Here is an 18,472-nt window from a genome sequence, read left to right on the forward strand (position 1 = left end):
GTGTCAACAAACGTATAAGCGAATGGGACAGCACGATGGGTTTGATGGACGGTAAACGGGGTCTGATCATGGGCCTGGCGAATGATAAATCCATCGCATGGGGGATCGCCAAGGCGGTCGCCGCGGAGGGCGCGGAACTGGCGTTCTCGTATCAGGGCGATGCGCTGCTCAAGCGTGTGGGTCCGCTGGCCGAGCAACTGGGCTCCAACCTCATGATCCCTTGCGATGTGAGTGACGAGGCCTCGCTCGACGCGCTGTTCAAGAAACTGGAAGAGGAATGGGGCACCCTCGATTTCGTCGTTCACGCCATCGGCTTCTCGGACAAAAGCGAGTTGCGCGGCCGCTATGTCGAGACTTCGCCCGCGAACTTCGAGATGACGATGAACATCTCGGTCTATTCCTTCACCGCTGTCTGCCAGCGCGCCGAGAAGATGATGAACGAAGGCGGCTCGCTGCTGACGCTCACCTATTACGGCGCCGAGAAGGTGATGCCGCACTACAACGTCATGGGCGTGGCCAAGGCCGCGCTGGAGGCTTCGGTGATGTATCTGGCCGAGGACCTGGGCCGCGATGGCATCCGCGTCAACGCGATCTCGGCGGGCACGATCAAGACGCTGGCCGCATCGGGCATCGGCGATTTCCGCTACATCCTGAAGTGGAACGAGAACAACTCGCCCCTGCGCCGCACCGTCACGCAGGAGGAAGTCGGCAAATCGGCGCTTTACCTGCTGTCGGACCTGGGCAGCGCGGTGACCGGCGAGGTCCACCACGTCGACGCGGGCTATCACGTCATCGGCATGAAGAACCCCGAGGCGCCGGACATGAGCCTCGAGAAGAAGGGCGAGTGAGATGAGCACGCAGCTTCCCCACGAAAAGGGTTTTCACATCTCCTGGGACCAGATCCACCGCGACAGCCGCGCGCTGGCCTGGCGTCTGGACGGCAAGGGCCCCGATGACGGCGGTTGGCGCGCGGTCGTGGCGATCACCCGCGGCGGCATGGCGCCCGCGATGATCGTCGCGCGCGAGTTGGACATTCGCACCGTCGACACGATCTCGGTCGTCTCCTACCACTCGGGCGGCGGCAAGGCCGACCAGCGCCGCGAGGCGAAGGTGCTGAAATCACCCGACGACGCAGTGATGGGCGATGGCGAGGGCGTTCTGATCGTCGATGATCTGGTGGACAGCGGCAAGACGCTGGAACTGGTCCGCTCGCTCTATCCGAAGGCGCATTTCGCCACGGTCTACGCCAAGCCCGAGGGCGAGCCGATGGTCGATACCTTCATCACCGGCGTGTCGCAGGACACGTGGATCTTCTTCCCCTGGGACATGGCGCTGCAATACGTCGAGCCCTACCGCGGCAAGGATTGATGCCGCGGTAAGGCCGGGTTCGTCCGAGCGTCGAGGCCGGGTGTCAGGCCGTGCGGAAGACCAGCGAGACCCCGTTCAGGCAGTGACGCAGGCCCGCGGGCGGGGGACCATCATCCAGAATGTGGCCCAGATGGCTGCCGCAGCGGCGGCAATGGCATTCCGTGCGCACCTGAAAGATGAAGCTGCGGTCTTCCATCGTGCCGATGGCATTGGGCAGGGCTTCCGTAAAGCTCGGCCAGCCGGTGCCGCTGTCGTATTTCACTTCCGACGAATAGAGCGGCAGGTCGCAGCCCCGGCAATGGAACGTGCCGGCGCGGAATTCTTCGTGCAGCGGGCTGGAATAGGCCCGCTCCGTCGCGCCTTCGCGCATCACGGCATAAGAGGCATCCGAGAGAATGGCGCGCCATTCGGCCTCGGTCCGGGTGACCTCGAACGGGCCTTCGGCCATGACATCGGCGCGGAGAGGCTGCGCCGCGAGGGTCGCAAGGGACAGGCTGGTGCCTGAGATAAGGAAAGCGCGTCGATGCATGGTCGTCCTCCGGTTGATGATGAAATTGCGCGGGAGCGAGTGAAGTCGGCCTGGAAACGAGGCCAGAGGTCCGAGATCGCGGTGGCTTTTGATCGCCACCCGGCTCGCCGCCGCGCGGGGCTCCCGGCCAGATCATGCTGTAGCATTCTCATTCTGGCCGGGCGGTTGGTTTAATTGGCACTCAGGCCGCCGCCTTACATGGCGGAGGGCAGAAGCACCGTGTCGATCACGTGGATCACGCCGTTGGACTGATCAACGTCAGCGATGGTGACCGTGGCAACGCGGCCCTGCTCGTCTTCGATCGTGATGTTGCCGCCCGACATTCGCGCCGTGAAGACACAGCCGCCGACGGTCTCGATGCGATGCGCACCGCCGCTGCCGGAAATCATGCCGCCGATGGTGTTGGAGAACGCCTCGGCCGGAACGACGTGGCAGGTCAGGATTTGCGTGAGACGGTCGCGGTTGCGACGCTCGAGCAATGCCTCGACGCTACCGGCGGGCAGAGCGGCAAAGGCCGAGTCGGTGGGCGCGAATACGGTGAAGGGGCCAGCGCCCGAGAGGGTCTCGGCGAGACCGGCTTCGACGACGGCGGCGACGAGCGTCGTGTGGATCGGCGAGTTGACCGCGTTCTCGACGATGTTGCGCTCGGCCAGCATCGGCGCGCCACCCACGGTCGGGTTGGACTGCGCGAAGGCACCGGAGGCCATGGCGACGGCCATCAAGCCACCGGCGAGGGTGGCGGTTACGGTGCGTGTGCTGGATTTGATATTGAAGGTCATGAGTAACTCCTGGTTGGATACGCCGGTGTTTTCCCGACGGCATCAGGAGACACGGAGCCACAACGACAAGAGTTTCAGAAAAAGGGGATATTATTTGGCGTTGCCGTTAAGCGTATGAATTTTCACGTGTAAATTTCCAAACAAGCGCCCGCCAAGACGTGCGGGAGCGCCTCGAGAGACGCCCTAACGGGCCGCGTGAGCCTTCCACCCTGCCCCTACAGGCGCCGGATTTTCAGCTTGGTCAGCCGATTTGCATCGCGGCCCGCCACCTCGAACCGGAAGCCGTGGAAGGCGAAACACTGGCCGGGCAGCGGGATCGTCTGCGCCTCGTGAATGACGAGGCCCGCGACGGTATTGGCCTCTTCATCGGGCAGCGACCAATCCGTCGCGCGGTTCAGGTCGCGGATCGTCATGGCGCCGTCGATCGTATAATTGCCCGCCGCATCGGGCCGCAGGACCGGCGCCTCGGGGGTATCAAACTCATCGGTGATCTCTCCGACGATCTCTTCGAGGATATCTTCCAGCGTGATCAACCCGCCGAGCGCGCCATATTCATCCACGACGAGCGCGAAGTGCGTATGGCGGCGCAGGAACTGGCGCATCTGATCGTCGAGCGTCGTGGTTTCCGGCACGAAATAGGGCTTCATGGCGACGGCCGAGATGTCGAAGCTGTCGAGGCCCGGCGCGTTCTCGCCCCGCGTCAGACGGTCAATTGCGCGCAGAAGGTCCTTGGCATGGACGACGCCCACGATGTTCTCGGGGTCGTCGCGGAACACGGGCAGACGCGTGTGCGGGGATTGCAGCGCCTGGCTGAGGATTTCCTGCGGGTCGGCGTCGGCGTCGATCATCTCGATGCCTGAGCGATGCAGCATGATCTCTTCCACCGTCCGCTCATGCAGATCGAGCGCGCCCAGAAGCCGGTCACGCTGCTCCTTCTCGACCGAGCCTTCCTGATGGCCGATGGTCAACGCGCCCATGATCTCTTCGCGGACCGACAACATGTTGGCGCCCGCCTCGATCCGCAGGCCGAAGAGGCGCAGCACGCCGCGCACGACGAAGCGGACCACGGTGACGACCGGCGCGATCAACGCGATGATCAGCGCGATCGGCCGCGCGATGCGGGCGGCGGAGGTTTCGGGGTTGGTGATGGCATAGGTCTTGGGCAGCACCTCGGCGAAGATCAGCACCAGCGCCGTCATCACCAGCGTCGCGGCCACGATGGCGCCTTCGCCAAGCAGCGTCGTGAAAAGCACCGTCGCGAGCGAGGTCGCGAGGATGTTCACGAGGTTATTGCCCAGAAGGATGCCGCCGATCAGACGCTCGTTGTCTTCCTTGAGATCCAACGCCTTCTGCGCCCCTTTGGCGGAGCGGTCATCCTTGTCGGCCATGGAGCGCAACTTGCCGCGCGAGGCCGCCGTGAGCGCTGTCTCGGAGCCGGAGAAGAAGCCCGAGAAGATCAGCAAGGCAAAGATCACCGCGGCGACGATCCAGGTGGTTGGATCACTCAGCGCGGTCGGATCGAAAAAGGGGGTGTCGTTTTCCATGGGGAGGTTATGGGGCCGCGTCGCCAAGCGTTCAAGGGCGCGTGCGGGGCGGCGTGGGGATTTCCGTATTTAAGAAAAGATGAAGCGCGGGGGGAGCGCTAGCGCGCGAGCGGGTGCTTTTCGAGGACGAGTTGGCGCAGGCGCTCGTCGAGGATGTGGGTGTAGATCTCGGTCGTGGCGATATCCGCGTGCCCCAGAAGGGTCTGGATCGCCCGCAGATCGGCGCCGTTCTGCAGAAGATGGGTGGCAAAGGCGTGGCGCAGGGTATGGGGCGTGACGCCGGCTGGATCGATGCCGGCTTTCGTAGCCAACTCCTTGATCAGGGTGAAGAAACGCACCCGCGTGAGGTGTCCGGATTTGCCACGGGATGGAAAGGCGAAGGGGCTTTGGGCCTCTGTCTCTTCCTGCGCGTCGAGGTGGGTGAGCCACGCCGCGATGGCGGCGCGTGCTGGTGGCGAGAGCGGCACCATCCGCTCCTTACCGCCCTTGCCCAGGACCAGCAACATGTTCGGATCGCCGCGCAGGGCGGAGACGGGAAGCGAGACAAGTTCGGTCACGCGGAGACCGGTGGCGTAGAGGATCTGCATCAGGCACTGGTTGCGCAAACGCTCCGCCTCCGTGCGGCCATGGGCGGGGGCGGCCTCCAGCAGCGCATCGACCTCTGCCATGGACAAGGTGCCGGGGAGCTTGCGCACCCGCGCGGGGCCGATGATCTGGAGCGTCGGATTGTCGGCGCGCCAGCCCTCTTCATGGGCGAAACGATACAATTGCTTCAGTGACGACAGCCGGCGCGCGCGCGTGGCCGCGGCGAGGCCCTGCGCATCGAGACCCACGAGATAGGCCTCCAGCGCGGCGCGGTCGGCGCTGGCGAAGCCCCCGCCTTTGGCCAGGGCTCCCATCGCATCGCGCAGGTCGCGCCCATAGGCGAGCAAGGTGTTGCGCGCGGCGCCCTGTTCGGCGGCGGCCGCATCGAGGTAGAGGGCGATCCAGTCAGCGTCGGTTGCAGGCGCGGCACCAGGGGCGGCCATGGCTCAACGCTCCATCAGCAGGAGTTGAAGCGCGGTCCGGCGGGCGACATCCTCCAGCCCGACCGAGCGAAAGAGCACCAGCGCATCCGCGGTGTCATCGGCGTCTGCCGTGCCGGAACCGAGGACCTGCGCTGCGCGCAAGAGCGCCTCTCCAAGCCGGTTCTCACGCCGGTAGTGACTGTAGCGATGGGGCGGCAGCGGGTCCGCGAAAGCGCTTGCGAGGGCCAGGTAGGTTGGCGACGGATCCGTCGGCGCCTCGGGCGGCAGGCCGCGGGCGATGGCGAAGGCAAAACTCTCTTCCGCGTCCTGGGCCTCGGCGCTTTGGGCGACTTCCTCGTAGATCGGCGACAGCAGGCCCACGCGGCGCGCCAGAATGCTCGCTTCGCCCGTCAGAGGCGTGCGCAGAAGGCGGTCGGCGTAGATATCGGCGAAGGCCACCTGCAGACCCGCGCCGCCCATGGCCTCCCATGCGGGCACCAGCCGGTTGCTTGTCTCCACCGCATCTCCCGCCAGGAGCGCCGCATCGAAGGCCTGAACGGCGGCAACCCGGTCCCAGACCGCGCCGGAGGCCGAGGGAGCCTGAGCGGTATAGATCGCGAGCCATTGTTGCGGGGCAATGGCGCCCGAGCGGGTGAGCCTTTCGGCCGCGTCCAGTTGCGCACGCCAGCCGGCAAGGACGCTGAGATCAGCGTGGACGAAAGCCAACGGCAGGCCGGTTGCATCGGGGCGCTCGGCCAAGGCCATGCGCATCTGGAATTCCAACGCTGTCAGGTTGCTGTCCGGTGGCAGGGGCGGCTGACCCTCGGCCAGTTCCGGATCGAGGAACCGGGCAATCAGGTCTCCCTCATCCTCGCTGATCTGGCCCAGGGCCTCTCCGGTTTCCAACAGCAGGACCGCCGCGGGCCAGTCGCCGCCGCGGGCCAGACAGAATATCTGTGCCGGAAGTGTCGGGGCAATGTCGGGATTTGCGTTCATCGCGGCGCAGGCGCGCGAGGCCCGGTCGGTCAGAAGCGAGACATCGAACCAGCGCCGGAAGACGGCAGGGTCCGTGGGCCCTGCCCGCTCCATCAGGGCTTGGGCCGGATCCAGCGCGCCGCGCGTCAGCAGCATGTCGAGCCGGGCAAGGAACAACTCCGAGCCCTCCGCCGGGGCGCCTAGGGGTGCATCTAGTTCCGCTAGCGCCAGCATTTGCGTGAAGCTCTGCATCGCGGGCAGGCCCTGCACCGGCTGCCCGCGCATCAACTCGGCCAATGTCTCGATGTCCGAGGCGCCCCAAAGCCCTGCCGGGAGCCCGGTTATCGTGCTCGGCAAAAGGCCCACGGCGTCCAGTTGCACGGCATCCAGAGGCAGCACGGAAATCGCCGGAACCGACGCGTCACTGGCGATATTGGCGTGGGGGCGCGTGATCGTGTCGGAAAGCCAGTCAGGTTCGCCTAGGGGCGGCAGATCCCCGGTCTCGCTGTCTTGCGCGACAGCCACGCTCGCCAGAAGGCAGGCGCCGGCGAAGAGGTTAACGCCGTTAATCCACATCCAGATCAACCGGTTGCGTGACCGTCTGCACGTCAGGCTGCATCAGCCCCGAGTAGGCATATCCCACCAGCGCCACCGCGCCGAGAAGAAGTAAAACCAGAACCAAGATGATGATCCGACCCATTATGTGCCACCTGCCCCTGCGAAATTCCTGCAACCCTCTGTCGGGATGCCATCGGCGTTTGCCGCCGCTTGCGACATCATATAAGCCATGGACGGCGAGATTTCGCCACTGATCGGGGGATTTTTTTCAGCCATGGGCGAAAGCGTGCCACAGCCTGCGGGAGAACTGGCCAGAAGCGTTGTGCTTATTGGCATGATGGGGGCCGGAAAGACCGCCATCGGGCGTGCGCTTTCGGCCACGCTCGGCGTGCCGATGCGCGACTCGGACGTGGAGATCGTGGAATCCTCGCAGCTGACGATTGCCGAAATATTCGAGCGCTATGGAGAGCCCTTCTTTCGCGAAAAGGAAGGTCAGGTCATCGCGCGGCTGCTGGACGGCCCGCCCTGCATCCTGTCCACCGGCGGCGGCGCATGGCTCTCGCCCGCCAACCGCGAGATGCTTCTTGAGCAGGCCTCCGTGGTCTGGCTGGAGGCTGATCTGCCGCTCTTGTGGTCGCGGGTCAAACACAAGACCCATCGCCCGCTGCTGCACACCGATGACCCGCGCGCCACGCTGGCGGAACTGCTCAAGGCCCGCACGCCCGCATACGCCTTGGCGCCCGACAAGGTGACGGTCCGCCCCGAATGGTCAATCGACGCGACCGCGGACAAGGTGCTCGAAATCCTCCGCAGTAACGGCACGCTATTGGAGACGACATCCCGATGATCGAGACCGTGCCCGTCCATCTGGGCGACCGCTCCTATACCGTCGAAATCGGCTCGGGCCTGCTTGGTGCCGCCGGTGCGCACATCGCGCCCCTCCTGGCGCGCCCGAAGGTCTGGATCGTCACCGAGGAGACCGTTGCAGCCCTTCACCTCGCCACCCTTCGCGAGGGGCTCGCCGCAGCCGACCTCGTCTCGGAAGCGCTGGTCCTGCCGCCGGGGGAAAGCACCAAATCCTGGCCGCATCTGCAACGGATCGCCGATTGGCTGCTGACCGAACGGGTCGAGCGCAACGATATCGTCATCGCGTTCGGTGGCGGCGTCATCGGAGACCTCGTGGGATTCGCCGCCGCGATTCACCGCCGCGGCATCCGCTTCGTGCAGATCCCCACCTCGCTTCTGGCTCAGGTCGACAGTTCCGTCGGCGGCAAGACCGGGATCAACGCGCCGCAGGGCAAGAACCTCATCGGTGCGTTTCACCAGCCCGCGCTAGTTCTGGCCGATATCGACGTGCTCGGCACCCTTCAGCCGCGCGATTTCCTCGCGGGCTACGGGGAGGTCTCGAAATACGGGCTGCTCGGTGATGCCACCTTCTTCGAATGGCTCGAGGAAAACGGCCCTGCCATGGCCGCCGGTGACAGCGCACTCCGGCAAGAGGCCGTGCGCCGCTCGGTGCAGATGAAGGCTGATATCGTGGCCCGCGACGAGACCGAGCAAGGCGACCGCGCGCTACTCAACCTTGGACATACCTTCTGCCACGCCTTGGAAGCCGCGACCGGCTACTCCGACCGGCTGCTCCACGGCGAAGGTGTCGCAATCGGCTGCGCGCTCGCCTTCGAGCTTTCCGCCCGCCTTGGCCTCTGCGCGCAAGAGGCGCCGTCTCGCGTGCGCGCTCACCTCGCGGCGATGGGGATGAAGAAGGACCTCCACGACATTCCCGGCGAGTTGCCGAGCGCAGAGGCCCTCGTCACCCTCATGGGACAGGACAAGAAGGTGGTCGCGGGCCAACTCCGCTTCATTCTCGCCCGCGCGATCGGCGATGCTTTTGTGACCGGCGATGTGCCCCCGGAAGCCGTCACCACCTTGCTGCAGGACGCCCTCGCCCGACGGTAAAACGCGGCTCCTGCTTCATCTTGGCCAATACAACTCATCCCGACGCGCCTACACGCGGGTCCGTCTGCGGCAGACACGTCAATGTCGCAATCAGACTTGCCGGGCCATGCCCCCTGCCCTCAGATGGCCGAGATCAACAGGAGGCCTTGCCATGAAATCCCATACCCATGTCTGCATCATCGGCGGTGGCGTCGTCGGCTGCTCGGTGGCCTACCACCTGACCAAGCTTGGCTGGTCGGACGTCACCCTGCTGGAGCGCTCCGAGCTCACCTCCGGCTCCACCTGGCACGCGGCGGGGGGCTTTCACACGCTCAACGGCGACACCAACATGGCGGCGCTTCAGGGCTACACGATCCGCCTCTATCGCGAGTTGGAGGAGCTGACGGGGCTTTCCTGCGGCCTGCACCACGTGGGTGGTGTCACCCTTGCCGACACGCCCGAACGGCTGGACATGCTGAAGGCCGAGCGCGCCAAGCACCGGTTCATGGGGTTGGAGACGGAAATTGTCTCACCAGAGGAGATCGCGAAGCTCGCGCCGATCACCAATATCGACGGCATCCTCGGCGGGCTCTACGACCCGCTCGACGGGCATCTGGACCCCTCCGGGACGACCTATGCATATGCCAAGGCCGCGCGCATGGGCGGGGCGGAAATCCATACCCATACCAAGGTTTTGGAAACCAACGCTCGTGTGGATGGATCGTGGGAGATCGTGACTGACAAGGGCACGCTGATCGCGGAGCACCTGATCAACGCGGCGGGGCTTTGGGCGCGTGAAGTGGCGGCCATGGCGGGCTGCTACCTGCCGCTGCACCCGATGGAGCACCAGTATCTCGTCACCGAGGAGACGCCCGAGATCTACGAGCGCGACAGCGAGCATCCCCACGTCATGGATCCGGCGGGCGAAAGCTACCTGCGACAGGAAGGACGCGGGCTCTGCATCGGCTTCTACGAGAAGCCCTGCCGCCCCTGGTCCGTCGATGGCACGCCGTGGGATTTCGGCCATGAGTTGCTGCCCGATGACTTCGACAAGATCGAGGATTCCATCGCCTTCGCCTTCCGCAGGTTCCCGGTGCTGGAGCGCGCCGGCATCAAGTCCGTCGTCCACGGCCCCTTCACCTTCGCCCCCGACGGCAACCCCCTCGTCGGTCCGGTGCCGGGCCTGCGCAACTACTGGTCGGCCTGCGGCGTCATGGCGGGCTTCAGCCAGGGCGGCGGCGTCGGCTTGTCGCTGGCGCAATGGATGGTCGAGGGCGAGGCCGAGCGTGACGTCATGGCGATGGACGTCGCCCGCTTCGGCCGCATCCTGACCCCGGCCTACACGCTGCCCAAGGTTGTCGAGAATTACCAGACGCGCTTCTCGGTGGTCTATCCGAACGAGGAACTCCCCGCCGCACGTCCCTTCCGCACCACGCCGATGTACGACGCCTTCGATGCCATGGGCGCGGTCTGGGGCCAGCAATTCGGGCTGGAGGTGCCCAATTACTTTGCCGAAGGCGACGAGCCGCGCTACGAGGTGCCCTCCTTCCGCCGCTCAAATGCTTGGGAGGCGACGGCACGCGAGGTGAAGGCGGTGCGTGAGGCCGTGGGCATCAACGAGGTGCAGAACTTCGGCAAATACGAAGTCACCGGCCCCGGCGCGCGGGCGTGGCTCGACCGGATCATGGCAGGCCGCATTCCCGCCCCCGGGCGTCTCGCCCTCACCCCGATGCTCTCACCCAAGGGCCGGATCATTGGCGACTTCACCGTCTCCTGCCTTGCCGAGGATCGCTTCCAGCTGACCGGGTCCTACGGGGCGCAGGACTACCACATGCGCTGGTTCGAGCAGAACGCGGCGGATGAGGGCGTGAGCCTGACCAACGTCTCGGACCGCCGCACCGGGTTTCAGATCGCGGGGCCCAACGCCCGCGACGTGCTACAGGCTGTCACCCGCCTCGATGTGAGCGACATGAAGTTCATGGATGTGCGCGAGCTTCCCATCGGCTTTTCCACCGCCATCGTGCAGCGGGTCAGCTATACAGGCGATCTCGGTTACGAGATCTACGTCGACGCGATGGAGCAGCGCGCCCTGTGGGAGGTGCTCTGGACCGCGGGACAGCATTTCGGGATGCGGCCTTTCGGGATGCGCGCGATGATGTCGCTCAGGCTCGACAAGTTCTTCGGGTCGTGGATGCGGGAATTCTCGCCTGATTATACCCCGGCGGAAACCGGGCTGGACCGCTTCATCTCGTGGAAAAAGAACGTGGATTTCATCGGACGCGCCGCGGCGGAAGCCGACCGGGCCTCACCGCCCGACCGCGTACTTGCGGCCTTCGAGGTCGATGCAGATGACGCCGACGTGGTGGCCTACGAGCCGATTTCCATCGACGGAGAGGTCGTGGGTTTCTGCACCTCCGGCGGCTATTCCCACACCACGTCAAAATCCATCGCGCTCGGTTTCGTGCCGCGCGACAAGGCGACCGACGGGCTGGAGGTCGAGATCGAGATCCTCGGCCACATGCGCCCCGCCCGTCTGATCACCACGCCGATCTATGATGCGGACAACACCCGGATGCGCGGATGAGTGGTTTGATCATCCTGCTTGCGGCCGGCAGTTCCACCCGGATGCGGGGCGGCGACAAGCTGATGGAGAACGTGGAGGACAAGCCGCTGCTGCGCCTGATGGCAGAGCGCTGCGTGAAGGCAGGCGACACGCGTGTGGTTCTTGGGCCCGACCAGCCCGACCGGCGCGCCGCCTTGGAAGGGGTCGATGTCGATATTGTCGAGGCTACGGACGACGATGGCATGGCCGCCTCGATCCGCGCAGGTGTGTCCGGGGTGAAGAACCGTCCCGTGATGATCGCGCTCGCCGACATGCCCGAGATAACGGCGGGCGATCTGCATCTTCTGCTCGGCCTACACGCGCAGGGCGTCGCCCCTATCGTGCGCGCCGCGAGCGCTGATGGCACACCGGGGCAGCCCGTCGTCTTCGCGGCGAAATATCTCAAGATGCTAGAGAAGCTGGAAGGCGATGAGGGCGCGCGCTCGATCCTTGCCGCTCACGCCCATAACGTGGCGCTGATCCCGCTCAAGGACGCGCGCGCCACCGTGGATCTCGACACGCCCGAGGCCTGGGCCGCTTGGCGGGCGCAACGCTAGCTGCGCCGCTTCCAGCAAGAAAAAAACGGACGACCTCAGCCCCTGAGGTCGCCCGCGATACTCGTTACTGACACTGTCTTGGTACTCACGATGGAGCGCGCAACACACACGCGCGCCCCATGATGGCTGCAGTTTCGGCAGGACCGCGCGCGGTGCGAGCGACGCGCGGCCCCTCAGGCCCGTCAGAGACGCAACAATTTTGCCTCATGAGCCTTTAGCGAGCGGCGCGCGGCCGCGTAGTCGGTCAAGCCACCTTCGGTCGCCAGCTCGGGGAACAGCGCGATGATCTCGTCGCGTGTCGCCTCGCCCATCGCGCCCAGTGACTGATCGCCGGGTTGGAAGCTCTCCGTCCAGGCGCCGTCCGAGAGCACCACTTCATGACGGTCGAACATGAAGTGGATGTAGGTCGTGCGCATCGTCTCCATGACGCTCACGCCTTGCTTGCCCACCAGATGCTTGGCGGCGACGAGAACCTCGCTCTCCTCGAAGTAGAGTTGCGGTGTCTCGCCGGTGACCAGCACGCGGTGTTGCGGGCTGACCAGCATGTCCCGCTCGGGCAGGTTGCGTCCAAGCGATCCGGCTTTGATCAGGATCGGCTTGAGGTTGTTGCCTTCCGCCAGTTCCTGCCGGTTCAAGGTCCGGTTGCCGGTCCAACGGATCTCCTGGATGCCGTTGTCGCGGGTGATGACCTTGTCGCCTTCGCGCAGGCCTTCCACGGGGACTTCGCCCCGAGGTGTGGCGATCATCGTGCCCGGCGTGAAGCAGGGAATGACGTTCTCGATTTCCTTGAACTCGAGCCGGCCCGCCTCTTCGGTCTGGGTGTTGTCGGTGTAGAAGATCACCGTGCCCGATTCACCCGGCGTGCCGAGCGGATCGATGCTGTCCTCGTAGACCACCTTGAGCGAGCCCGCCCCGGTCAGGTCGAGCGTGTCGACATCGCCGTCGCCGGGATCTTCGCCGCCGACAATGGTATCGCCCGCGCCTTCGACATAGTCGCCCGAGCCGTTGGGATCGGTGAAGGTGCCCACGTTGAAGACATCGTCTCCGAGACCACCGTCGAGGCTGTCCGCCCCCTGCCCGCCGATGATCACGTCTTCGCCGTCGCCACCCATGATGGTGTCGTCGTCGATGCCACCGTCCAGCGTGTCGTCGCCGGTGCCGCCATCGATCAGGTCGTTGTCGTCCTCACCGTTGACCACGTCGTCACCGGCGCCGGCGTTGATCGTGTCGTCACCGTTGTCGAGGATGGGATCAGGATGGAAGCCCTCGTTCGGCTCATCGATGAAGTTCACCGCCGGGATGCCGGTGCCACCGTCGATGGTGTCGTCACCATCGCCCGCATTGATCAGGTCATCGCCCTCGCCGCCGGTGATGCTATCGTCGCCCGCGCCCGTGGTGATGGTGTCCCGATCGGAGCCGCCGTCGACCACGTTGTCCCCGTCTCCGGCATCGATCAGATCGGCGTCGTCGCCCGAGTTAATCGTGTCGTCTCCGGCACCGGTGGTGATGGTGTCCTTGTTGTTGTCGGGATCGGGGTCGGGTGCGACGACGTCGAAGCCGGTCCCGGGCGTGCCGATCGGCGTGCCGAGGTCAGGGAAGAACGAGCCTGGATTGTCCGAGTTGATCTCGTTGTTGCCATCCATGTCGGTGATGCTGTCAGCGCCGCTGGAGCCGGTGATGGTGTCGTCGCCTTCACCGCCATCGATGGTGTCGTCGCCCGAGCCGCCGGTGAGGCTGTCGTCACCTGCACCACCGCTCAGATCGTCATCACCCTTGCCACCGGTGACCGAGTCTTTGCCCGCGCCGCCCGAGACGGTGTCATCGCCATCTTCGCCCCGCACGGTGTCGTCGCCCTCGCCGCCCATGACGATATCATCGCCATTGCCGCCGCGGATGCTGTCGTCGTCGGCGCCACCGTCCACGGTGTCGTTGCCTTCGCCAGCGTTGATGGTGTCATCACCGCCATTGCCACGGATGCTGTCGTTGTCGCCGTCGGTGCCGTCGATCTGGTCACCGCCGCCATCGGTGGGCGCGTTGGCGTCGTCGTAGCCGGGGTTCATGACCTCGCCGAACTCCTCACCGTCGACCACCATGTCGGGGGCCTTCGGCGGCAGCATCAGGTTCTCGATCTCCTTGAAGGTCACGGGAACCCACTCGGCCTCGTCGTTTTTCACTTCCACAGTACCCGAGGTGCTGTCGCCGTCGGCGTCGACGGTTTCCACGAGGTTGCGGTAGGAGACGAAGCCGGTGAGGTCGAGGGTATCGACATCGGTGCCGAAGGTGCTGCCGTCGACGTAGATCGCGGTGTCATTGTCACCGTTCTCGTCCACTTCGTATTGGTCGATCACGATGCTGTCGGCATCTCCGCCACCGATGATGCTGTCGCCCGCGCCGCCGATGATCGTGTCATCGCCCGCATTGCCTTCCAGCGTATCGGAGCCGCGACCGCCCGAGATCAGGTCATTGTCGTTGTTGCCCTGGATGAAGTCCTGGCCGTGGCCGCCTTCGATCTCGTCATCGCCCTGACCGCCGAGGATGCTGTCGTCATCCACGCCGCCGTCGATGGTGTCATCGCCGGTGCCGCCCAGGATTGTGTCATTGTCATCCTGACCGAAGATCAGGTCATTGCCCTGACCGCCCTCAATGTAATCGTCGCCATTGTTGTCGACGGGATCGGGACCGATGGGCGAATTGAAACCGTCATCCGCCACGTTCAGGACGTCCGGCGCCGTGCTGTCGAGCCCGCCGTAGATGGTGTCGTCGCCGCCACCACCAAGGATCGAGTCCGAGCCTTCGCCGCCGATGATGGAGTCGTTGTCCGCACCACCGTCGATGGTATCGGCGTCGATGCCGCCGTCGATGACGTCCTCACCGGTGCCGCCGAAGATCATGTCGGCGTCGTCACCGGTCGAGATCGTGTCGTCACCAGCCCCGCCGTCGACGGTGTCCTTGTCGTCGTCGGGATCGGCATCGCCGGGCGCGCCGACGATGAAGGGCGGGATGTCGGGCGTTGCCAGATCCGTCGCCGGGTCCGAACCGCCGGTGTTGATGACATCGTCGCCGTCCCCGCCGACCACGTCATCCGAGCCGTCACCACCTGTGATGGTGTCATCGCCGGTGCCGCCTTCGATGGAATCGTCTCCGTCACCCCCGTCGAGGGTGTCGTCGCCGCCTTCGCCTTTCAGCGTGTCGTCGCCGTCGTCGCCGCTCAGGTCGTCGCCATCGTCCGATGCGCCGCCCATGATGCTGTCATCGCCGGTGCCGCCCGAAACGGTGTCAGAGCCTTGGCCCGCGTTGATCGTGTCGTCACCGCCGTTGCCTTCGATCACGTCGTCATCGCCGTCGTCGCCATCGATCTGGTCGCCGCCGCCATCTGTCGGATCGTTCGCATCGTCATAGCCCGGGCCCATGTCCTCGGCGAAGTCTTCGCCGTCAACGATGCCGTCGGGCGGCGTGGGATCCGCGCCCACTTCAATGGTGTGCACGGCGCTGTCGCTGCCGCCCATGCCGTCCGAGATCGTGTAGGACACCGTCGCCGTGCCCTCGAACCCGTCCGCGGGCTTGAAGGTGTAGACGCCGTTGCTCACCTCGGTCAGCGAGCCTTGGCTCGGCGGAACCGTTGCGCTGGTCACGGTCAGGCTGTCGCCGTCCACGTCGCTGTCATTGGCCAGCAGGTTGATCTGGACCTCGGTCTCGAAATCGGTGGAGTCGGAGTCGTTCACCGCGTCCGGATCATCGTTGACCGGTGCCACGGTGAAGGTGATCGTCGCCGTGTCGAAGTTCCCGTTCCCGTCAGAGACCGTGTAGGTCACACTGTCAGGCCCGTTGTAGTTCTCATCAGGCTCATAGGTATAGGTGCCGTCACCGTTGTCGGTCAGCGTGCCGTTCGCCGGATCGGAGATCTCGGTGATCGTCAGCGTATCGCCGTCCGGATCGCTATCGTTGGACAGCGGGTTGAAGGTGACGGACTCGTCCTCGTCCACCGGGATGTTATCATCCACCGCGTCGGGATCGGCGTTGTACTCAGGCGGCAGAATAAGGTTCTCGATCTCGGCGAAGGTCACATCGACCCAATCGCCATCGCCGTTCTCCACCTCGACAGAGCCGGACGTGGAGTCGCCATCCGGGTCAACGGTCTCGCTCAGATTGCGGTAGGACACGAAATCGGTGAGGTCGAGCGTATCGTTGTCGGTGCCCTCGGTGGAGCCGTCGACGTCGATCGCGCCGGTCTTGGTGCCTGCGCCGTCGATCTCATCGGCGTCGACCACGATCTTGTCGTCGCCGGAGCCGCCCACGACAGTGTCGCCCGCGCCAGCCACGATGCTGTCATCGCCGCCTTCGCCATAGAGGTTGTCATCCCCTTCACCGCCGATCAGCGTGTCGTCTCCGCCGCCCTGCGCCGGACCGGAGGGTGGGATCGTCGGATCATATTCCTTGAAGAAATAATCGTACTTCAGCTCTTCCGTGCCGGAGCCGGTGTTGAGCGTCGGGCCGGGATCGGGCAGCGGACCATTGCTGTTGCCGTCGACGGCATAGAACTGCGTCTCTTCCGTGCCGCCCTTGATCGACACGCCCAGAACCGGGTCGAGCCCTTCGAGCGCCGGGTCGGACGCCGTCACGAATGCCAGCATCTGGTCGTAGTAATCATCCAGATCGTTGCTGATGAACTTGTCAGAGCCTTCATCCGGGAAACCGTCGACCTTCACGGCCACGTCGTAGGTGCCGTCGTTGTCGGTGTCGAAGTAGAACACGACGTTGGAGATATCCTGCGGCCAATCGGGGAAGCGGTCGCCTCCGGTAACTTGGTCTCCGTTGTCGCCGTAGATCGTGTCGTCGCCAACGCTGCCGAGCAGGCTGTCGTCGCCGAAGGGCACTTCTTCGCCCTCGGGCGCGTCGAAGTAGACGTCCGTGACGTTGATGCCGCTGTCGTTGTAGCCGTCCTGGCTGTGGTCAATGACGATGCGATCGACTGGGCCCGGGATCGTAACCAGCACCGAGTAGTAGTCGGAATCGTCGTCCTTGTAGCCACCGTCGGAATCCGCGGTGTCCACGCCGGCCACGCCGTCGGTATCCAGCAGCGTCAGCTCCTTGCCGCCTTCCAGCTGGAATTCGACCGGCTCGCCATCAAGATAGGCGGTGAATTTCACCACGCCGTCGCCGTCGATGTCGTTGACGCGGAACGAGACGTTCTGGACCGGGTCCGAAAACTCGAGCTGATAGGCCTCGCGGTCGCCCTTGTACTCGGCCTCGCTCGACAGCGAGCTGTATTCATCGACGTCGGATCCATCATCCATGATGTCATCGACGTGCTGCTTGTTGTCGGCGAATTCGCTGTCAACGGAACCGTCAGCCATCACGATCGAGAAGGCCACGTCGACGTTGCCGGTGTTCTGGGTGAAACCGGTGATCGGATCGCCGTCCTCGATGGCGCCCGGCCCGTTGGGATCGGGCGCCTTGTCCCACTCGAAGCTCTCGCGCACCATGGAGACAGGGGCGCCGGCCGTGCCGTCGCCGATGATCAGATCATCGCCCTGATCTCCGGAGATCGTGTCGTCGTCCGCGCCGCCGAAGACCGTGTCGTCGCCGAGGCCCGCGTGGATGTTGTCATCGCCGCCATTGCCCATGATCACGTCGTCGAGCCCGTCGTCGCCGTCGATCATGTCGCCGCCATTGTCGGTCGGTGCGTTGGCGTCGTCGTAACCCGGCATCATGACCTCGCCGAATTCCTCGCCGTCGACGATGCCGTCCGGACCGTCAGGGCCCGATGCGCCGCCCTCGGTCGTGTAGAGCGCGACGTAATCGATCTTGCCCTGGAATTCCTTGTCGTATTCACCGTCTTCGGACTCGCGCGCGCCGAAGGTGAATTCCTCGTCGTCGTTGTCGGTCAGATCGAAGGTCAGGCCCGACTCTTCGACCGTGATCGTCTCGGTCGTGCCCGCGGTCACGTTCGACACCGTCAGAGTCGCGCCCGTGGCCACGTCGAAGCTGTACTTCACGTTGACCACATCGCCGGGGCAGAAGAATTCCTTGCTGGTCGAGAGTTCGACCTCGGCGTCGCCCTTGTTCGTATTGTGGTAGGCTTCGACCTCGCCGTATTTCGTGACGCGGATCTCGAAGAAGCCTTCGTCGTCCTCTTCGATCTTCTCCTCGCCGCGCGAAAGGATCACGTCCTCGGAGCTACCCGATTGTTCTGTCTGGATGAACTGGACCTCCAGGGTGCCGCGATCGAGGTTGAATTGTTCGTCGTCGGCGGCGCTGCTGCCGTCGGCGTTCACATCGAAGACAGTCGGGTTGCTGTTGCTGCCGCTGCCAACGTGGAGATAGCCGCCACCGAAGCTCGCCGCCTGCGCGTTGGAGCCATCGGGGGGATAGTTCACCGTCTCCCCGTCCTGCGCGATGCCGTCATCCAGTCCCGTGTCAGCCGTCTCGTTGCCTTCGCGGAAGTCCCAAAGTCCGATCAATTGATCCAGATTTGCCGGGTCAGTGAAATTCGTCATCTCGCACTCTCCTGTTGCCGGCCGAACGCCGGACCTCCCCGCTCAAGCGGGGAAAAATATATTCAACTGCATGCGATGCTGAGCGACCCAAAGGGCGGCACGCACACGAAAAATCCAATTG

The 18,472-nt window shown here is 64.8% G+C and carries 13 protein-coding genes; 6 read left to right on the plus strand and 7 right to left on the minus strand.

Annotated features, from left to right (window positions below; all coding sequences use genetic code 11):
- Window positions 1-35 precede the first annotated feature (35 nt).
- Both fabI and gpt read left to right on the plus strand, forming a co-directional pair.
- Window positions 36-848: an enoyl-ACP reductase FabI gene (fabI, locus tag KYE46_RS11105; RefSeq protein WP_219000688.1), complete on the plus strand. Its 813-nt coding sequence runs from the start codon at window positions 36-38 to the stop codon at window positions 846-848.
- A gap of 1 nt (window position 849) precedes the next feature.
- Complete coding sequence (gene gpt, locus KYE46_RS11110; protein WP_219000689.1) at window positions 850-1,368, plus strand: xanthine phosphoribosyltransferase; 519 nt, start codon at window positions 850-852, stop codon at window positions 1,366-1,368.
- Window positions 1,369-1,411: 43 nt separating this feature from the next.
- Here the strand turns inward: gpt and msrB are convergent, their stop codons facing one another.
- From msrB to KYE46_RS17550, 6 genes are all read right to left on the minus strand, one after another.
- Complete coding sequence (msrB, locus tag KYE46_RS11115) at window positions 1,412-1,897, minus strand: peptide-methionine (R)-S-oxide reductase MsrB (RefSeq protein ID WP_219000690.1); 486 nt, start codon at window positions 1,895-1,897, stop codon at window positions 1,412-1,414.
- A 194-nt stretch (window positions 1,898-2,091) separates the two neighbouring features.
- Window positions 2,092-2,676 (minus strand): fasciclin domain-containing protein, encoded by a 585-nt coding sequence (locus KYE46_RS11120; RefSeq protein WP_428845056.1) that lies wholly within the window; start codon window positions 2,674-2,676, stop codon window positions 2,092-2,094.
- A gap of 215 nt (window positions 2,677-2,891) precedes the next feature.
- Entirely contained in the window at window positions 2,892-4,220 is a 1,329-nt protein-coding gene (locus KYE46_RS11125) for an HlyC/CorC family transporter (protein ID WP_219000691.1), read from the minus strand.
- A gap of 98 nt (window positions 4,221-4,318) precedes the next feature.
- On the minus strand, window positions 4,319-5,248 hold the full coding sequence (locus KYE46_RS11130) for a tyrosine recombinase (protein ID WP_219000692.1): 930 nt from the start codon (window positions 5,246-5,248) through the stop codon (window positions 4,319-4,321).
- 3 nt (window positions 5,249-5,251) lie between these two features.
- Window positions 5,252-6,778 carry a hypothetical protein gene (locus tag KYE46_RS11135; RefSeq protein ID WP_219000693.1) on the minus strand — a complete coding sequence of 509 codons (1,527 nt, stop codon included), beginning with the start codon at window positions 6,776-6,778 and terminating at the stop codon, window positions 5,252-5,254.
- A complete protein-coding gene (locus KYE46_RS17550) occupies window positions 6,768-6,902 on the minus strand; it encodes a hypothetical protein (protein ID WP_283095193.1) in 135 nt (44 codons plus the stop codon). The genes KYE46_RS11135 and KYE46_RS17550 overlap by 11 nt, the downstream gene beginning before the upstream one ends.
- A gap of 87 nt (window positions 6,903-6,989) precedes the next feature.
- On the opposite strand from KYE46_RS17550, the gene KYE46_RS11140 reads away from it, so the two are divergent.
- The 4 genes from KYE46_RS11140 to KYE46_RS11155 all read left to right on the plus strand — a co-directional run bounded on the left by KYE46_RS11140 (window position 6,990) and on the right by KYE46_RS11155 (window position 11,854).
- Window positions 6,990-7,607, plus strand: a complete 618-nt coding sequence (locus KYE46_RS11140) for a shikimate kinase (protein WP_428845057.1) — start codon at window positions 6,990-6,992, stop codon at window positions 7,605-7,607.
- Window positions 7,604-8,716: a 3-dehydroquinate synthase gene (aroB, locus tag KYE46_RS11145; protein WP_219000694.1), complete on the plus strand. Its 1,113-nt coding sequence runs from the start codon at window positions 7,604-7,606 to the stop codon at window positions 8,714-8,716. The genes KYE46_RS11140 and aroB overlap by 4 nt, the downstream gene beginning before the upstream one ends.
- Before the next feature lie 151 nt (window positions 8,717-8,867).
- A complete protein-coding gene (locus tag KYE46_RS11150; protein ID WP_219000695.1) occupies window positions 8,868-11,279 on the plus strand; it encodes a GcvT family protein in 2,412 nt (803 codons plus the stop codon).
- Window positions 11,276-11,854 carry a nucleotidyltransferase family protein gene (locus KYE46_RS11155; protein WP_219000696.1) on the plus strand — a complete coding sequence of 193 codons (579 nt, stop codon included), beginning with the start codon at window positions 11,276-11,278 and terminating at the stop codon, window positions 11,852-11,854. Before KYE46_RS11150 ends, KYE46_RS11155 begins: the two co-directional genes overlap by 4 nt.
- 182 nt (window positions 11,855-12,036) lie before the next feature.
- Here KYE46_RS11155 and KYE46_RS11160 read toward each other — a convergent pair whose 3' ends face one another.
- Window positions 12,037-18,351 carry a Hint domain-containing protein gene (locus KYE46_RS11160; RefSeq protein ID WP_219000697.1) on the minus strand — a complete coding sequence of 2,105 codons (6,315 nt, stop codon included), beginning with the start codon at window positions 18,349-18,351 and terminating at the stop codon, window positions 12,037-12,039.
- Window positions 18,352-18,472 lie beyond the last annotated feature (121 nt).

It is taken from the genome of Gymnodinialimonas ceratoperidinii (assembly GCF_019297855.1).
Taxonomy (GTDB): domain Bacteria; phylum Pseudomonadota; class Alphaproteobacteria; order Rhodobacterales; family Rhodobacteraceae; genus Gymnodinialimonas; species Gymnodinialimonas ceratoperidinii.